Origin of the sequence: Photorhabdus heterorhabditis (genome assembly GCF_018448905.1) — a bacterium.
GTDB lineage: Bacteria > Pseudomonadota > Gammaproteobacteria > Enterobacterales > Enterobacteriaceae > Photorhabdus > Photorhabdus heterorhabditis.
In genome coordinates this window covers 73,893-93,616 of record NZ_RCWA01000006.1, presented here as the reverse complement: position 1 = coordinate 93,616, position 19,724 = coordinate 73,893, and the positions used below count along the sequence as shown (strand labels likewise).

The following is a 19,724-nucleotide window of genomic DNA, read 5'->3' as shown; positions in this document are numbered from 1 at the left end:
ATTGATTGCGCAATGATACTATGAAGCAGCAATATTACTATTGATATAGTCAAATAAAACTGAAGATTGATCATTGAGGTAAAAATGCCCGCCATCAAACACTTTCAGTTCAAATTTCCCTTTAGTTATCCACTGCCACTGCGCCATCTCTTCCAAAGAAACCTCCGTATCGCGTTCGCCAGCACAAGCAAATACCGGGCAATCAAGTTGTTGCTGACAACGGCGTTGATATGTTTCGATAGCCTGAAAATCCGCTCGGAAAATGGGCATTAACAACGCCTTCAATTCAGGCATTGCCTGATAATCAATCGCAGAACCGCCCAGAGAAGTAATTTTATTCAACAATTGCTGTTCATCTCGACGGTGATAATCATTACCACTATTTTTGTGTGGCGGCAGACGGGCAGAAACAAATAATGCACAGATTTTTCTACCCTGTTGTTGCATACGCAATGCCACCTCAAAGGCCAGCGCAGCACCCATGCTATGCCCAAAAAAATAAGTCGGACGTAAAGGCAAAATATTCAATGCCTCGACCAAGCTGTCTGCCAACTGATGAATACAAGTTTGTAACGGCTCGCTAATTCGCGAGCCATGTCCTGGTAATTGAACGGCATAAACCGCAGTATCCTTTGAGATCCCGTCACGCCAGGGGATAAAATATTCTGCTCTGCCCCCGGCATAATGAAAACAGATTAGTTGGCTACCGGTTCCCGGCTTTATCAGTCGCATTGCTCTATCAAGCGATACCTTATCAAACATAGTGAACATCCCCCTGTTGTTTCAGAAATTCACTGATCTCCGGTTGAGGTGGAACAGGATCAGGCACATGCAAACTTTCTGGGTTGCCAACCTTACTCATTAAGGTTTTCCAAACAGAAGCCATTGTCAGTAAATATTGCGCCATGCGGGGATCAGGCCGTTCCATCTGTATGGCAAATTGCCGCAAAGCATGACGAATAGCCTCAGGCCAATGCTGATTAGTGATCTGTTCCAGACTTGGGCAACAGTCATACAATGAAACAGCCGTTGGCGGTTTAAAGTAATGGGTAGCCTGTTGTGGTAATAGAGGCTCCCTTACCCCACTGGTTGTACGTTGGCGTGGTATATGGAAGCGTGAATTCCACAATACCGGACCATGTGTATTCACCAGCAGCAAATTACCACTGGGCAGACCGACACAAATGCGTTGCATAATGTGGAAATGGTTATCCGGATCGCCAGGATCAAGCTGATTCTGCAAATTCAGGATTAACGGTATCCCCATAATAACCCCTTGAATAGTGGTATAAGGCGGATAACTGGCGGCCTGCGTCAGTAATTGTTTATCCCAGTGATGGGCGTCGCCAAAAGCAAAAGGAGTGAATTTTCCTAATGCACGCCCCAAAATATCCAGCAAACCGCAAATTACTTGAACGCCACAGGTGGCTTCAATAAATAAAGGTTGCTGATGCTGCATAGCCTGTTGCAAATAATCAGTAAATTGCCGTACTGCCGGAACATTCGGATAGTGCGTATTGACCGAGTAACAGCAATTATTCTGGCGAGCCAGTTTCAAACATTCCGCCACATCACGCTGATAAACCGGATGTTCCTGTAAAACATGAATGCCTCTGCTCAACAATTGTTTTGTCAGTTCACTGCCCGCGCCACCGACAATGGCAGAACGTACCACAACACAAGCAATATCAATATCATCCGGCAACTGGGAAACGTGTTCATACAAAGGTACCTGATATTCAGCCGCCAGCCGCTGCGAGCGCTCACTGCCACGGGCAATAATGCCCGCCAGTTCAAAACCGGGAAAATGGGTTTTAAACGCTGACAAATAAACCTGACCGAACAACGTACCACAGACGATAACACGTAATGGACGACTCATAGTTCCCCCTCAACATAATCTGTACTTTGACGCTGTTTCATTTCTATCTGCCAGTATTCAAAGGCCCCCATGTGCTCAAGCCCTGATAATAACTGCTCTGCATCAGCTAAATCAGATAGCCATTTCAACCCTGATTGTGGTGTTTTTAGCATCATATCCGCCGCCAATGCAGCAACGACTCCGGTAAAACGGTAACTATCAGTAAAACGTCCTTTGGCAATAAACGTCACGGATTGCCCCACCAGTACGCCTTCTGCTTCCAGCAAAATATGTTGCTGTTGACCATAATGATGCGTTAGTTCTTCACTCTGGCTGATTAGCTGTTTAATTCCCTGCTCACCATTAAATTGATCTGTCAGCAATAGCTGACGATCCGCCAGTAAATTAAATGCAGCGAAATCAACCAGATTGAGTTGACGGGCAACTCTTTCCAACTCAAAACTGAGATATGGTAGGGCATCAAATGCCCTGTTAGCGGTTTCAGGCTGAACATTTTTTTCTATGGCTGCCCGTTGTAGCGTTCCTCCAGATAAGATATGACCTGCTTTACCATTCTGCTCATTCAGGCTATCAATAAAATCAATGGCGGAAGTCACCGTAAAAGGTTCTATTCCTCCAAGATATGACCGCATTTTACTCACTGATTTCAGCCGGTTTGCCGCTAAAAAAGGTAAAATCGAGGCAAATCCCGGCACATATCCCGCGCCCAAGACACAAGCTGATTTCTGTAATAAAGGCGCTAATTTCTCATCTGCGGCTAATTTCTGCCAAACAATAGGCTCTCCCGCAACATCCAGATAATGCGTTGCCGAAGCCAATGCTGCTCTGGCGATTCTGTCCTGAATTTGCGAAGCAGGACCTGCGGCATTAATGATCAAAGAAAATGGCTGACAAAGTTCAGTCAGTGCTTTTTCATCAAATAAATCTATCTGATGATAATCAGCTAATTCAGCACAGGGACGACGCCCTGCACCCGATACCTGATAACCCAATTGATTTAATGCGGTAACGACAGAACGGCCTACTGCGCCCGTAGCGCCTATTACCAGAATTTTTCTATCCCAATTCATTTAGCTTACCTGCGCTTTGTTCTGCTCAAGATGGTTTACCAATGGCATCACATTATCCGATTTAATACAGTCAAAATGGTCGCCATTCAGTGAAAGATAATTGACGTTTCCAAGACAATATTGTTGCCAGAATTCTTTCATGTCCTGCTGGAGCGCAGGCAGCAAATAGGTATCACTATTTTGGCAGGCAAACGTCAGATCACCGGCAAAATAGTCTGGCTGATAACGACAAACACCCCGAATGCTGTGACGGAAAACAGAACACATCCGGATCAACTCTTTCTCAGCAATCTCATTTTTACGAATAGCACTGACCAATTGCTGTAAACGCTGATCTTCCGGGATATCTACTACGGCCATATAAGCATCGGCAAAGGCATCCATTCCGCGGGTACGGGCATATTCAGCGACGGAATGCCGATCAATTACTTCTGGCTTCTCCGCCAGCAAAGCTTCATAAACAGTTTCCAGTTGTTCCTGAGGCAACGGCCACGGACATTCCACTGACAATCCCCAGATAATCGCCATATCTATCATCAATGGGTCATCAATCAGGTAAGGGATCTGATAACTGCTGGCAATCGTTACGGAGGCAACCGGAGTCTGATTTTCCATTGCCTGACGCGCCATTTCAAAAGCCAATAACCCACCCATGCAGTAACCAAATAAATGGCAATGACCAGGCAAAGATTGAATATCACGCAGATAATGCCGTGCCAATTGAGAAATTAACTGCTCAGACGGAATTTGCAGGAAAGCTTCTGTATCTACCACACTCAGCGCATAAACCGGCCCGGAAAGTTTTTCGGTCAAAGGCAGGCAAGGCAGTACTGTACCACTGCCTTCATGCAGAATAACGACCGGATCACCATGACCTTCCTTCAACAACGTCAAACAAGCATGGTTATCTGATGCTCTCTTATCCTGCACTGACTGCGTACGCAAAAATGCCGCCAATGCACGAACAGTTGGCTGCTGTAGTACCTGACGCAAGCTACCTTCCCACGGAACGTTATTTTCCCCAAGTTCCTGACGAATCCGGCTCACCCACTGCGTTATTAATAATGAGTCACCACCGCTGGCGAAGAAATCATCATCAAGACCAATATTATTATGCCCAAGCAGTTCCCGGCACAACGTCAGTAAGGTCTGTTCCAGTTCGTCACTGCTGTTGCTTTCTGCTACTGGTTCATTCCCGCTATGCTCCGGTAAATCCGGCATACCTTTACGATCCACTTTGCCATTAGCTGTCACAGGCAGACGATCAAGTACGGTAAGGCGAGCAGGCACCATATAAGCAGGCAGTTGTTGTTTTAATGACGCCAACAATTCTGTGCTGCTACATGGTTTACGATTGAGGTTAAATTGCGCCAAAATAAAACTCTGCCCCAATTGATAAAGCGCGTCTTCTGCTGGCGGATAAGCCCATAACGTCTCCGCACCCACATCGTTCATGGCATTAAGCCAGTTTTTCTGCGGCATAAACGGCGAATCCAGCTCCAGCCGTTCATCGGCAAAATCACTCAGACCGTGCTTAAATTCCATAGAAGTCATCAACTGGTAATTATCCCGTGTCGCTTCAATCACCAGCAGCCATCCATCCGGCGCCAATAACTGACGCAGATGTTCTAATCCCTGACGAGCAATAACCGCATTGTGCAGAACATTAGAAGAGACAATCATGTCAAACTGACCACAATCCAACCCTTGTTCCACCGGTGTACGATTGAAATCAAACAACCGGTAACGAATAAAATCAAACTGCTGATAACGCAATTTGGCCTCATTCAGGAAGAATGGTGAAACATCGGTAAAGGTATATTCGACTTTCCAGCCTGCCAGTTTCGGGATCAGTACGTTACTGGTGCCGCCCACACCAGCCCCAATTTCCAAGACCCGCAGGCAACGCCCTTCCTCATGGTTAATCTGAGCCGCTTTTTGTTCAGCCGCAGCCAGCAACAAGCGATTCATCATTTTACTGATCAGATTGTTTTGGTAAGTTTTGGTCGCCACATCCAACTTGCCATCAGGGAACAACAAATTCAGCGGATCTTCTTTGCCTTGCAACAATTCCGGCAGACATTGGCTACTGCGTTCCAGATAGGTAAGCAAGCCTTGGTCATCATCCAATGCTGACATCAAGTCATAACATTGTTGCCAACACTGCTTGATTTCATACTCTGAAACATCAGCATTGAGCTGGTAATACTCACCTTGCTGCTGAATTAGCTGATGCTGAACCAACGCTCTCAGCCACCGGCGTGTTAATTGCCGGTTTTCTGCCGCAATACTGCCGTTTTCCATCACAGAATCGAGGGTAGCAGACTTTCCTGCCTGTAAAGCACCGACATCTACCAACGCACCCGCCATATGCAACAGGGCTACACGATCAAGGAACCAAACCAGCTTTTCTACCTTTTGCTTATCTATCGTTGCTTCAATATTGCTGGCAACTGAGCGTACTTTTTGTAATGCCATCTCATAGCGTTGATACAGCTTTTCTGCCCGTTCCAACGAATTTTCTGTCGCCGCTTCAACGAAAGCATGTAATTCCTGATTATGTTTATCCCCTTTTACGACAACCGCAGCCTGAGCCACACTATTATGTCGTTCCAACACGGCTTCTATCTCACCCGTTTCCACCCGATAACCACGAATTTTTACCTGATTATCACAGCGTCCAAGAAACTCAATAATGCCATTGATGGTATAACGCCCCCGGTCTCCCGTGCGATACCAGCGTTGTCCCTGGCTGTCAGTGATAAAGTGATGGCGAGTTTTTTCTTCATCCTGCCAATAGCCTTGGGCAACACCACGGCCACCAATCCAAAGTTCTCCCGCAACCCAGTCAGGACAAGGTTCCCCACGGAGATCCAAAATACGGAACTGCTGATTAGCCAATGGCGTGCCATAAGGAATACTGTTGTGATAGGTTTTTGAAGGTTCTATCGGCCATATATTTGACCAAATAGCAGCTTCAGTCGCCCCACCCAGGCTGAACTGATAAGCATCTGGCGCATGCTGATAAATAGCGGTTGGCAAATTAAGCGGGATCCAGTCACCAGACATCATCACACAACGCAAGCTACCAATGGATTCCTTCCCACCTTCAGACAGATAGCGGGTCAGCATCGTCATTTGCGCTGGGACAGAGTTCCACAACGTCACCTGATGCTTACCAATTAGCCGCGCCCATTGTGCAGGGTTTTGTAAATCCTGTTCCTGCGGCAATATCAGCGCGCCACCTGCGCTAAGTACACCAAAAATATCGTAAACAGAAAGGTCAAAACTCAGCCTCGCCAGTGCCAGCATGCGGTCAGTCGATGTGACATTCATACGGCGATTGATATCGCTGATGGTATTCAGCGCCGCATCATGGCTTATCATCACGCCTTTCGGCTGCCCGGTACTCCCGGAGGTATAAATAATATAGGCCAGATTATGCGGGTCATTTTGCTTCACTGACACAACGGAAGTCGTTGCCAGCTCTGACAGATTCTCTGTGCTAGCAGCATTAAACCCCTGTTCCCGCAACTGTTGGGCTAAAACTTCATTATCTGTCAATACTGCACTAACCTGTGCATCAGTAAGAATTTGTAATATCCGTGGTAACGGTTGTGAAATATCAAGTGGCAGATAAACACCACCAGCGATTAGAATCGCCAGGGTTGTAATAACCTGCTCCGCACCTTTCTCCATCAATACCGCGCTATGTCCACCTTGAGGCAAAAAGGCAGCCAATTTTGTGGCGCGTGTTACCATCTGTTGGTAGGTCACCTGCCCACATGCATCAATCAGCGCCAATGCATCAGGCGTTTTACCGGCCTGTTCTAGGATACCCTGATGTAATAGCGCCGATTTAATCACTTCCTCAGTCGCATTAACCTGTTGCCGTATTTTTTGCTGGTACTCAGGCAGATTAATGACGAGTACCTGATCCCACACATCAACATGTTCCAGTACCTGATGTATCGCGCCAGTAAAGCAATTGAACATATCGCGGATGAGGTCTAGCGGGAATACTCCCTCCATGATATCCCAGTTGACCAATAACCCTCCGTTACGGGCCATCACCTGGCAATCAATCCATACCTGTGGGGTCTGGCTGATACCATAGCCAATCTCAATATCCATCGGTAATTGGCTGATAATATCCTGCGCCTGCTCTTTACCCTCGCCAACTAATGCACTGGTAAATACTATCGGCATTCTCGCAGCTTCTGCTCCCCTCTGTCGTGCCAGCTCACGCATCACCTCAATACCGCTGAATGCGTTATGCTCCAAATCCTGCCACAGTTGCGCCTGTAGATTTTTCACCCGTTCCAGTAAGGAGAGTGGCTGGCTAATATCCGCCTGTAATAGGCTAACGCTGGTAAAATCCCCAACCATCCGGTGAATATCTTCATGAAGATCACGGCGGTTCATTACTGTCAGATTGAGGCAAAAAGATTTCGTTTCTGACCAGCGAACAAGTGTTTCACTAAATAGCGCCAAAAGCAGTGCAGAAGGAGAGACGCCCTGCAAACGACAATGTTGTTGCAATTGCTCCCACTGCTTAATCGTGAGTTGCAAATCGTAACGACTGAAACGAGGAACAACGCCACTTTGTACTGGAAGGTGAGGTAATTGTGGGCTGGCCGGCAACTCAGGCAGACGTTTCAACCAATATTCACGCGCGCTGGCATAACTGCGCTGATGGTGGCGGCGCCGCTCAAACTCCATCACATCACGGAAACTGGCCTGCAATGGAGCAAGTTCTGTCTGAGGCTCTTGATAACCTTTTAACAGTTCTGCCAGCAAAATTTGTACACTGAGAAAATCTGCAATCAGCAAATCAATACTGAAATGAAGGCAGGATTTCCCTGCCGCTTGGCTGACTTTCAGATCAAATAGAGGCCAACAATCTGTCTGATAAACCCGGTGAGACAGGGTTTGTCGAAGTTCTTCCTGCGAAGAGGAATCGCAATCAATAGTAAAACGATCCACTTCCGGCAAAATCTGTTGCTGCCCCTGAACAGTGAATACTGCCCGCAACATATCGTGGCGTTGGATCAGTTGATTCCATACCTGTTCAAGGCGTTTAACGTCCCAATGTTCAGTCAGAATCTCAAAATAGCCGTGACAACCAACACCACCATAATCGAACATTGCATGACGCCCGACAAAATAGGCTGACTGCACATCACTTAGAGCAAAAGGTAAATGCTTCTGTGCCGGGTTTATCACAAAACTCTGTGGTTCCTGCCACTCCTGTATTAACGCAACAATTTGTGGTTTCAAATTTTTCAACTGAGCAATAACATGAGGATTCATCACTCCCTCAGGCGCGCGAAACTTCAACGCATCACCTTCCAGCCAGAATTTAGCCTGTTGTTGTTCAAGTTGCAGTAAAAGCTGAACAGCTTGTTGTGGCGCTGATAGCTGTACTGTTTTTTTCTGTATCGTTTCCTGGCTATTCATAGAGAACCTTCCTCAAAAATCATTTCCGCTTCTTCTGCGGGTGCGGATTGTAGTTGTTGCGCCATACGTGCAATAGTTTGCAGGTTAAAAACCTGCCAGAGTGGCAAATCAATGTTATGACACCGCCTCAGTTCAGAAGTGAAACGGGTTGCAATAAAGGAGTCGCCACCAAGGGCAAAGAAATTGTCATGAACGCTGAGTTGCGTCAGATTAAGTAATGGCAACAGCACATCTGCCAGCTGTTTTTCCAATGGGCTTTCCGGCAATGTATCCATAGCTTGATTGACAACATGCCGTAGTTGTTGCTCAATCATTTTGCGATCTAGCTTGCCATTGTCTGTCAACGGCCAGCAAGACAACCAACCAAACTCGACCGGAACCGCATATTCTGGTAATTGTGCTGACAGTTGCTGCCGCAACAGCGACCAATCCGGCTCTTGTGATGCTAAAACGCAAGCTGAGAGGGATGGACGTTCGCCACGTCGATTAACAAATACCAACGCATCTTCAATACCATCACAACCTTTCAGAGCCTGTACGATCTCACCCAGCTCAATACGGTAACCGGAAATTTTAACCTGCTGATCACGCCGTCCCAAGAATTCCAGTACGCCTGTTGGGTGATAACGCCCCATATCACCAGTACGATACCAACGCTCCCCTTGCCAGAAAATAAACTGATTGGCAGTGCGCTCATCATCACCGAAGTAACCTAGCGCCACACCATGACCACCAATCCACAGTTCACCGGCAACCCAATCAGGACAATCCTCCGTTAGTTCATTGACTACACGGAAACGCTGATTCGGTAACGGTAATCCATAAGGAATAGAATTCCATTCAGGATCAAGCTCATCCACTAACCAGTAATTCGACCAAATGGCCGCTTCGGTCGCGCCCCCCATAGAAACCAGTTGTACCTGTGGTATCCAGCGTTTCAAACGCTCAGGCAATGCAAGGTTAATCCAGTCACCAGAGAGCATGACCAGACGCAAACTAGTAAGCGCATCGGCCTGTTCACCGTTTTCACTCAGTAACAGCGCCATTTCCAGTAAGGCTGGCACACTGTTCCATAACGTTATCTGGTGCTGTTTTATCAGAGTCAACCAATGTGCAGCGTCCTTGGAATAGGTTTCAGGTACCGTGACCAAAGTCCCTCCCGCTGACAACACACCAAAGATATCCCACACAGAAAGGTCGAAATGCAGTGCAGACAGCGCCAGAACTTTGTCCTGTTTACCAACACAATGCTGCCGATTGATCGCTTCAATAGTATTGACCGCAGCACCGTGACTGATCGCTACGCCTTTAGGTACGCCAGTGCTGCCAGAAGTGAAAATAATGTAAGCCAGATCTTGAGCTTGTGAATGCCAGAGTTGAATCACCGTTGTTGTCAGCGGTGACTGGTTAATATCAACAATTGCGACAGATTCCGTCCATTGCAAGTGGCTATCCGCCACAACACAAATCAACCCCGCCTGCTGAGCAACCTGTTCCCGGCGCAGTACCGGCCACTCGACAGAGATTGGAACATAAGCCGCGCCCAACCACTGAACAGCCAGTACTGCGACGATTTGTTGATAACCCCTCGGCAACGCAACACCAACACAATCACCCGCACAAATGCCTTGTTCAACCAAAACCTGGGCTAATCGTTGCACATGTTGCTCTAACTGCTGATAACTGACCTGCTGCTCACCATCAATAATCGCTGTTCGATCCGCAAACTGTGTCATCGCCTGCCCAACACGCTGATGCATTGGTGCAAAACTCAATTCCTGATGCGTATCATTAACCCGTTGACGACATTGCTGCTGTTGTATCGGCAGCGCTACATTCACCTGAGTACGCCAGTCCGGGGTCACACTTAACTGCGTCAGCAAATCACAATATGCGCTGAACATCGTATCAATCATACCTTGCGGGAACAGGCCATCAACCACATCCCAGTTGAAACGTAATTCTCCATCCTGTTCATATACCTGATGATCGATCCAAACCTGAGGAGTCTGAGAAATTCCCCAGATAGCCGGCGGGAAAGGTTGTGCACTCTCTTGATAAGGCATGACTTCTGCCCCTAACGCACTGGTAAACACGACGGGCATAGCCAAATCGGTAACTTGCCGTTGTTTATTCAATTCACGGATAACCCATACAGCCGAAACATCAGTATGAGCCAGATCTTGCCAAAGCTGTTGCTGTAATCGCTGTGCTCTGTTAAGCCAGTTTTCATCGGTTAAATGATGACATTCCAGTAACAGAAGTGAAGTGAAATCCCCCAGAATATGGTTGATATCAGGATGTAATGGCTGACGATCAAACAACGTCACATTGATACTCAATGACGCCGATTCAGACCATTTCGCCAACACTTGTGCATAACAAGTCAGCAATAAACAAGAAGGCGTCACTTGATAATGCCGGGCTTTTTCTGTCAGCGTTTGCCACTGCTGCCGAGGCAAAACAGATTGCCAACGTTTAAACCGAGGCGTACCCAATGACTGCGGATCACAAATCAGTGGCAGCTTTGGCGCTTCAGGTAATTCTGCCAGCCGGGCCTGCCAGTAATTTGCCGATTTACGGCTCTTCTCTTCATCAGAAATCACCGTGGTGAGATAATCTCGGAAACCAATCCCAACGGATGGCAATACTCCTTCCGGTTGCTGATAAAGCTGCTCAAGTTCGGTGAAGAAAATACGCATACTCAAACCGTCAAGGATCAAATTATCCAACCCGATATACAGGCGGTTACGCCCATTATCTGACTGAATCAGCGTCACATGGAACAGCGGCCATTGTGTCGGATCAAGTACCCGATGAGATAAGCGTTCCCGCAATTTACTGGTTTCTTCTGACCATTGCTGATCTGAACAGTGGATCACGTCTAGCGCAGGTTTTGGCTGCTGTGGCAACACCTGTTGCATTCCTTGCTCGTCAAATACAATTCTCAATGCATCATGGCGAGCAATCAAGGCAGATAAAGCCTGTTCTAACCGCATTGCATCAAAAGGCTGGCCTTCGTATTCGTTATAATAATGAGTGGCAACCCCACCGAGACGGAAACCAGCCTGACGCCCCATCAGATAGGCACGTTGTACATCTGTAGGCGGGAATGGCTGATAACACTCACTTTCCTGATGTTGCAGCTGCATCACTTTTGTTTTTGACAGTTCAGCAAAAGTCATCAAACGAGCAAAGTCACGCAATACCGGGGAGGAGAACACCTGAGCCAGTGTGACATCTACAGCCCCTGCTGATTCCAACGCCACAACAATACGGGTGGCATGTAAACTATCACCACCAAGCAGGAAGAAATTGCTGTCAGCCATTGGTTCTGTTCCCAATACCTGTTGCCAGATTTTAGCCACCAGATATTCGGCTTTTCCTGACAATTCGACACCTTGGGCAGATTGCAGAATTTCCTGTTCTGCCCCGTCTACAGCTAATTGCTCAAGTGCTTTGCGATCTATTTTTCCATTAGCGCTCAATGGTAATTTATCTAAAACATGCAAATACTGCGGCAACATATAAGCTGGAAGATAATTTGTCAGATGCTGTGTCAGTTCGTGGCGATTAACCGTAACGTTGCCACGACAGTTTTTGCACATCAACAGTACAGAGTTTTCACCCATTACCGTGACAGACTGCACGGGTAAATCACTTTGCAACAACTGCTGCTGCCAACGTTTCTTATCCAGTAGTGGATCTTGCTGACCTTGTCGCAGATCAGTAAAACCGTTTTCATCTTGCAGCAGTAACACCGTTAATTGTGCCAGCGGGCTGAGATATTGGCTTTCAAACACCAATACGCCACTGCCAGAAGATGCCAATACTTGCAGATCAGAGATTCCCCGACAGATATCGGCATAACGATGCAATGCGTTATTACTGATGACCAAATCGGCACTATAATCTGCCGTTTCCCGCACTGTGCAAACCTGACTCTGATGCGGATAACCTGACAGACGATATTTCGCCAGTTCACGCAGTGAACCGGCCTGTTCAACCAAGCAATATTCAATCTCCAAATCTGATAATAGACTGAGTAACTTGCCTGCAAACAGACCACTGCGGCCATTCAGCTCTGCGACTCTGACAGGCCGCTGCAATATCGTGGATAACCGACGGATTTGATCCGCAATAAGGGTAATGACCACTTCGGTTTCCGGTGAACCAACAACCAGAACCTCCGGCGACAATACAGGATCGTCGATAAGCATCAGTGGGTTCTGTTTCCCCTGAATGACTTGAACAATCCAGTCACAATACCCATTAAGCGCCTGATAAATTCTGTCCATTCGTGATGCCAGAACCGGTTTGTTATCTGGTTGCCAACCATGATTCAACTGCCAGCCTGTTTCACTTTCAGATAACCATCCCTGATGCGTCAACCACGCCAGCCACTGAATAAATAGTGGTTGATAACGAGGTATCACCCCTGCCTGTTGGTAAAGTATTTCTGCACTTTGCGGCTGAGTGAATGTCAGTTGCAAAGAATCAAGCAATATCTTTTGCAACAGTGACAAAGCGATATTCTGTTCATCATCCTGACTGTTTTCTACCTGAATAAATGATGGCATTTCAGGCAATATATCATCAGCGAATGTTGAAGAATCACCCGTTATAACCTGGCCTTCAACGAATAATCTCAGATGTTTCTGTGGTTCAGATAAACACAATGCAACAGCTTTACTGATTGCTGGGTGACGTAAAGCCACCGTTTCAATTTCACCCAGTTCAATCCTGTAACCATTCAGTTTAATCTGGCTATCTTTACGGCCAAGAAACTCAAGGCATCCTCCCTGCCAAAAGCGGCCATAATCTCCGGTCCGGTAATAACGCTGCCCTTGATGCAGAACAAACTGAGCATCTGTTTTTTCCCGATCGCCGTAATAGCCCAGCGCTACACCTTTTCCGCCAATCCACAACTCTCCGGCGACCCAATCAGGGCAATCCCGTTGTTGTGAATCCATGACTCGGTAATGCTGATTAGAGAGCGGATAACCGTAAGGAATTGAGCGCCATTCCGACGGGATAACATCGACATCAATCGCGTTAGACCAGATTGCCGCTTCCGTCGCTCCCCCCATTGCCGTTAATTGAGCCTGACTGCCGACTTCACGCAAACGGGGAAGCAGATCCAGACCAACCCAATCACCGGATAACAACACCTGTTGCAATGAATCCGGCAAGCCACGAGGATCATTTTCAGCAGCCACCAGCAACATATCAAACAACGCAGGGACACTGTTCCAGACTGTCGCCTGTTCCTGATGCAGCTGTTCCAACCACTGTTTTGCTTCCCGCTCATGGCCTATCTCAGGCATCACCAAGGCTCCCCCTGACGCGAGAGGGCCAAAAATGTCATACACCGACAAATCAAAATTCAGTGCCGACAGGGCATATACCCGTGTTTTTTCCTGCTGACCATAACGGCGATTAATATCATCAATTGTATTAGCGGCAGCCTGATGAGATACCACAACACCTTTAGGTGTACCGGTAGAGCCAGAAGTAAAGATGATATAAGCAGAAAGTTCCGGTTCCCCATAAACCACCTGTGATAATGGCAGTCGTGAGTCACCTGTCTGCTCAATATTCAGAACCGCATCAAACCAACCACTAACAAGCTCCTGATATTCGTTATTTGTAATAATCAACGAAATATCCGCCTGACTGATGATGGTCTGTAAACGGGCTGATTGCTGCGCGACATCCAGCGGAACATATACCGCCCCAACACTCAAGCAAGCCAAAACAGCCACAACTTGCTCTGTACCTTTTGGCAACAGTAATGCCAGGTTATCTCCGGCTTTTACTTTTTGCTCTTTCAGCCTGTAAGCCAGTTCCAGTACATCCTGTTCAAGTTCGCCATAACTGAGTCGTTGATGAGGCGTGATAACTGCTGGTGAATCTGCCCACAATGCAGCAATCTCATAAAAACGACGATGCAGCAAACGTGGCGTAAACAGCATGCCATCACGATCTTTAGGCTCTGTACGCTGTTCAATAATTTCCGGCGTGACATAATGCGAAACCGGCTTTAAAAGGAGTTGAGAATTATCTGTAATTGCGCTGATCAGATGAGTCATAAAACTAAACATTTGATCAAGCATGCCTTGAGGGAATAACCCATCGACACAATCCCAGCTGACTAATAATTCGCCTTGATGTTCCATCACCTGGCAGTCAATCCAGACTTGCGGCGTCTGGGATACCAGATAATTCAGTTCTCCCAGCTCATTACCGTTAAGCAGATCACGGCCAAGATTACTGGTGAATACCACCGGCATGGGAACTTGATGCCCGTACATCTGCGACCAGTCCCGCATAACCTGAATCGCGCTGTAATCCACATGATCCAGATCTGACATAAACTGGCGATTGAGAGCCCGGCAATTTTCTAAGATGCTGTTCCCCGCTTGTGTATGACAAGCCAGCAACAATAATGTTGTGAAATCTGCGACTAAATCAGGTAGTTGAAGATGTTCTCCGCGACGGTTGAAAATAGTCAGATTCAGTGTGAAATCCGGCGATTCAGCCCAGCCACGCAATGTCTCAGCAAAGCAATTCGCCAGCAGCATTGACGGGGTTATACCATTGCTGCGGGCAATTTCCTTTAATGATAACCAACGCTGTTGTTCCAGACTCCACTGACGATGATGGAAATCAGGCTTATCAATATGTTCCGGTTTAACTGCCAGCGGTAACTGAGGCGCAAAAGGCAATTGCTCAGCCAATCTGTTTTGCCAGTATTGACGACTATCGATTAACTGATTATCAGCGGCCTGTTCACACAGATATTGCGGGAAGCTGTAATTTAATTGAGGAAGAAGCACACCCGGCATCAAAATAAGCTGACTGAGCTCTCTCAACAAAATCTGAAGGCTCATAGCATCCGCCATTACCATATCGATATTAATATGTAAGCGACTGCTATTTACGGTATGGCTTACTACCACGCCAAATCCACTTTCAATTGTCAGATCTGCAACTTTAGTTTCCAGACGTTTCCTAAGCGTGAATCTTTTCTCTTCCAATAAACTCGGTGAAAGTTGTTGCCAATCATAAGATTCAATGGATACCGGCTGGTAAACCGTAATCTCCCCTTTACCATCACCGGTAATACGCATCCGCAACATATCATGGCGCTGATGTAATTGATTCACTGCCCATTCAATATCGCTGTTCTTCAGTAACGGACAATCCAGTTCCAGATAGACTTGACAAGCGATTCCGCCCAGCGTCTGTTCTTTTTGCCGCCCCGTCCAGTAGGCTTGCTGAACCGAAGTGAGTTCAAAAGGCTCGCCATTCCATTTTATAACCGGCTGTTCTGACTCTTTTGAGACATTTTCAGATTGAGCGGCAGAAAACCAACACTGTTGCCATGCGGCTAATGTTGGCTGCTCGAATAAAGAAGATAATGACAGAATGACATGCTGTTTTTTACACTCATCCACCAGATCCAACATCTGCAATGAATCAATGCCCAAATTAAGCAAGTTATCATCCATTGCTAATGCGTTAGGCTCAGTTCCCAGCACATCCGCTATCCAATTGATAACGAAATCAAAGCCTGTATGACCTGAACAAGATTCGGATTGATCCTGTGTTTCCTGTACAACTAAACGAAGTTCTTCCAGCCAGTAACTGTCACGATTAAATGGATAGAGAGGCAGTTGTGCTAGTGTAAATCGGCTAACCGGCATGTTTCCAGCATACTTAACCCAGTTATAGGATTGCCCTTGTAACCAATCACAAGGATCACTCCCCTTCTCTAACATTTTTACACGATCAATTTGAATTGGCTCAACATGGCGTAAATGCGCGATCAGAGTGGCTAAATTCTGATAGCTGATTAGCGCCCGCCAGCCAAAATGATGATGGCGTTTCTTCAACCAACCGTTGAGCAGTTCACCAGCTTGTTCCTGATGATTTTCCAGCAAATCCGCCAGTTGATTAGCCATCTGCTGCAATGCTGATGCACTACAGGCGGAAAGCGGTAATAAACCATTTTCAACAAATGGCGCTGGGATAGTGGTGTCAGATAAATTTGCTTTACTCAGCACTAAACCCGCCATTGTGCCGGTAAAACTGAATGAACTGATCGCAACTCGTTCTATTCGGTGGGATTCAGTCTGTTTACTGTAGCGATAACGTGGCATTAACGCTGACAATTTAGCACTGAACGAGGCCAAAGTTGGATGACCAAACCGTTGTTGCTGTTGTATCTGCGCCACAGCCCGAACCACAGAGGCCACACCTGCGGCAGCTTCCAAATGACCGATCTGTGCTTTACAGGCGGCCAACGGCAACGGCTGGTGTCGTTTACCATAAACACTGTCAATCGCTTGTAACTCAATCGGATCACCTAAAGCGGTACCCGTGCCATGCATCTCCAGCAAATCAATATCATCAGGCGCAATATCAGCCTGTTCCAACAATCGCTTAAGCATTGCTGACTGGGCTTGTGGATTCGGAGCAGTCAAGCTGCTACTTTCACCATCCTGAGCGACACAACTGGATTCAATCACGGCCAACACCGGATCACCATCATCCAAAGCCTGTTGATAAGGTTTGAGTAATAGTAAGGCCGCACCTTCACCTCTGACATAGCCATCCGCGTCTTCACTCAGCGTAGCGCATCGGCCCTTAGGCGATAACATGCCAGCGTTTATCAATGTCTGTTCAATCTGCGGTGACAGTAAAATGTTAACGCCACCGGCAACAGCAGCGTGGCATTGCCCTTGCTGTAAACTGCGAATCGCCGTATCCAATGCCACTAGAGAAGAAGAGCAAGCCGTATCAATAGTGAGTGCAGGACCGGTTGTTCCATAGAACTTCGCTAATCGGCCAGAACTTGCACTCGTATTAATCCCAGTAGCCAAATAACTTTTGGCATATTCAGGATTATTCAGTTGCAGTAATTGCTGACCAAACTCACTGCCGCTCTGACCGATAAAGAAACCCGTATCCGATTGTTTCAGTTGCTCCGGCAACCATCCGGCCTGTTCGAACAGATGCCAGCTTAATTCAAGCAATAGCCTCTGCTGAGGATCAAGTAATAGTGCTTCCCGGCCTGAAATGTTGAAGAAACGGGCGTCAAATTGGTCAATATGTTCCAGAGCGCCAATAGGAAGCGCAAACTGACGAAGTTCTGAATTGTTGGCTTTAACGGCTAACTCTGCTTTTGCCAACCATTGCCCATATTGTTGCCATTTGTTACTTGTTTGCCCCGGTAAGCGACAACTTATCGCAATAATTGCAATCTGTTTATTTCCGGTTGATTCAGATTTTGTGGCAGATACCGTGATTTTTTCATCTGATAATTTATCAATATATTTAGCCAACTGAGTAATAGTTGGGTAAGCAAATAAATCCGCCGGGGTTAGATTACAACGCCAGATTTTATTTATCTGCTGGCAATAGCGGACTGCTAACAGGCTGGTTAATCCCAATTCAGCAAAACCACAGGCAGGATTTGGGTTATCTAAATGAAGCAAACTGCAAAGAAGCTGATAAAGCCAACCGGGCAAGGAAGAAGCTTCTTTTTTGTCAATATCAGACTGCAAAGCAAAGAGCACTTTTAGTTGGCTATTCTCAAAATCAGCCAACATTTGTTTACGTCGGATTTTTCCACTGGAAGTTTTTTTCAACGCGCCATGAGGCAATAACACCACATTCGCCAGTGAAAGCTGAAAATCCGATGCGACTCTGGCAGCAATCTGCCGGGCAATAACCTGTAATTTAGTCGCTTCAAGGTGGCGATAAACTTCGGCAAAGACAAACAACTCACCGCTTTCTACCCGTTGGCAAGCACAAGCTCCACCAATTTTTACGTCTTCACATCCCATCTCGATACTGGCTTCAATATCATTTGGCATGTAATTTTCGCCAGCGACAATAATAAGATCTTTATGTCGGCCACAGATATAAAGCTCTCCTTGCCAGATAAAGGCTAAATCGCCTGTCCGCAAATAATAGCTTTTATCTATAGACTGATTAAGACAAGCCATAAAAGTCTGCCGGCTAAGTTCGGGTTTCTGCCAATAACCAGGCGCTTTAGAATCACCATCAACCCAAATTTCACCAACCCGCCCTTCCGGTAATATTTCACCGGTTTCAGGATCAACAATCCGTAATTTCCATCCACTGACAACCTGCCCTGAACTCACCAGTTCACGACCATTTTCCGCAGGAACAGCGTAACCGGAAGCAAGTCTATCCGCATCAAAACACTGGCTAATGAATGGCATCCCGGCGGGTTTGCGGCTGATGACAAGTGTTGCTTCCGCCATACCATAGGCGGGCACAAAGCTCAAAGGGTTAAAACCTGACACAGAAAAGTGACGGGCAAACTGCGGCATAGTTTCAACCCGGATAGGTTCTGCGGCATTCAATACCATTTTAAGCGAAGAGAGATCGAATTCTGCTGCCTGCTCTTGAGTGATACTATCAACGCACAGTTGCCAAGCGAAATCTGGTGCGGCTGTGGAATTTGCAGAATAATCAGTAATCAGTTTTAACCAGCGGGCAGGATCAGCCGTAAAATGGCTGGGAGAAATAAAGTTGCAACAACCGCCAGATAATAGTGGCGTCAATAATCCGCAAAACATGCCCATATCATGATAAAACGGTATCCAATTGGCCGTAATAATTCGTGGCTGGCAATCGCGATGTAATTCAAGCAATATCTCATGTTGGGCCTGCATATTTGCATCAAAATTGCAGACAGCTTTCGGCTTACCGGTAGAACCAGAAGAATATTGAAGAAATACCGGACCATCATTCGGACACATTAGCTCTTTATATTCATTAGCTGATGGTATTTCTGATATATCATTCTCCGTAAGAATATCATCAAGCACAATAACCTGACGACCTACATGCCATTGCCGCTTCTCAATTTCATCAACCGAGCTTTTTAAAGTAATAATATATTCTGGCTGACAATCTTCAAAGATATGATCAATTGTATCCGCTACTCGTCCAAGACGATGACTGGCTGGTAAGTTAACGGGGACAGCGGTAATACCACGGATAATACAAGCTATGAATCCCAAAATAAACTGAGTATTACCCGGTATCAGAATAATCGCTTTAGCATTTTCGCGGTAACTTATATGGCGGGCAATATAGCTACTGAGACAGATAATATCTTTATAGTTAAATTCTTGTGTATTATCCTTAAGGCAATATCTTAAAACCGTTTCGTTAGGCTGTTTATTTGCATATAAATAAAGAGTATCTCTTACCCACCCTGATAAATTATTATTATCATTCATACCTTAATTCCTTATAATTATTACCAT

5 protein-coding genes are annotated in these 19,724 nt (G+C 46.4%); all 5 read right to left on the bottom strand.

Annotated features, from left to right (window positions below; genetic code table 11):
- Positions 1–18 precede the first annotated feature (18 nt).
- Genes EAE89_RS05675 through EAE89_RS05655 form a run of 5 tightly spaced genes read right to left on the bottom strand, consistent with a single transcriptional unit; the run spans position 19 to position 19,697 of the window.
- Positions 19–762: a thioesterase II family protein gene (locus EAE89_RS05675; RefSeq protein ID WP_214085497.1), complete on the bottom strand. Its 744-nt coding sequence runs from the start codon at positions 760–762 to the stop codon at positions 19–21.
- Complete coding sequence (locus tag EAE89_RS05670) at positions 755–1,882, bottom strand: Gfo/Idh/MocA family oxidoreductase (protein WP_054477275.1); 1,128 nt, start codon at positions 1,880–1,882, stop codon at positions 755–757. Before EAE89_RS05670 ends, EAE89_RS05675 begins: the two co-directional genes overlap by 8 nt.
- A complete protein-coding gene (locus EAE89_RS05665) occupies positions 1,879–2,952 on the bottom strand; it encodes an NAD-dependent epimerase/dehydratase family protein (protein WP_149615949.1) in 1,074 nt (357 codons plus the stop codon). The genes EAE89_RS05670 and EAE89_RS05665 overlap by 4 nt, the downstream gene beginning before the upstream one ends.
- Positions 2,953–8,412 carry a non-ribosomal peptide synthetase gene (locus tag EAE89_RS05660; RefSeq protein WP_214085496.1) on the bottom strand — a complete coding sequence of 1,820 codons (5,460 nt, stop codon included), beginning with the start codon at positions 8,410–8,412 and terminating at the stop codon, positions 2,953–2,955. It abuts the gene before it with no gap.
- Complete coding sequence (locus EAE89_RS05655; protein ID WP_214085495.1) at positions 8,409–19,697, bottom strand: non-ribosomal peptide synthetase; 11,289 nt, start codon at positions 19,695–19,697, stop codon at positions 8,409–8,411. The genes EAE89_RS05660 and EAE89_RS05655 overlap by 4 nt, the downstream gene beginning before the upstream one ends.
- Positions 19,698–19,724: the final 27 nt, after the last annotated feature.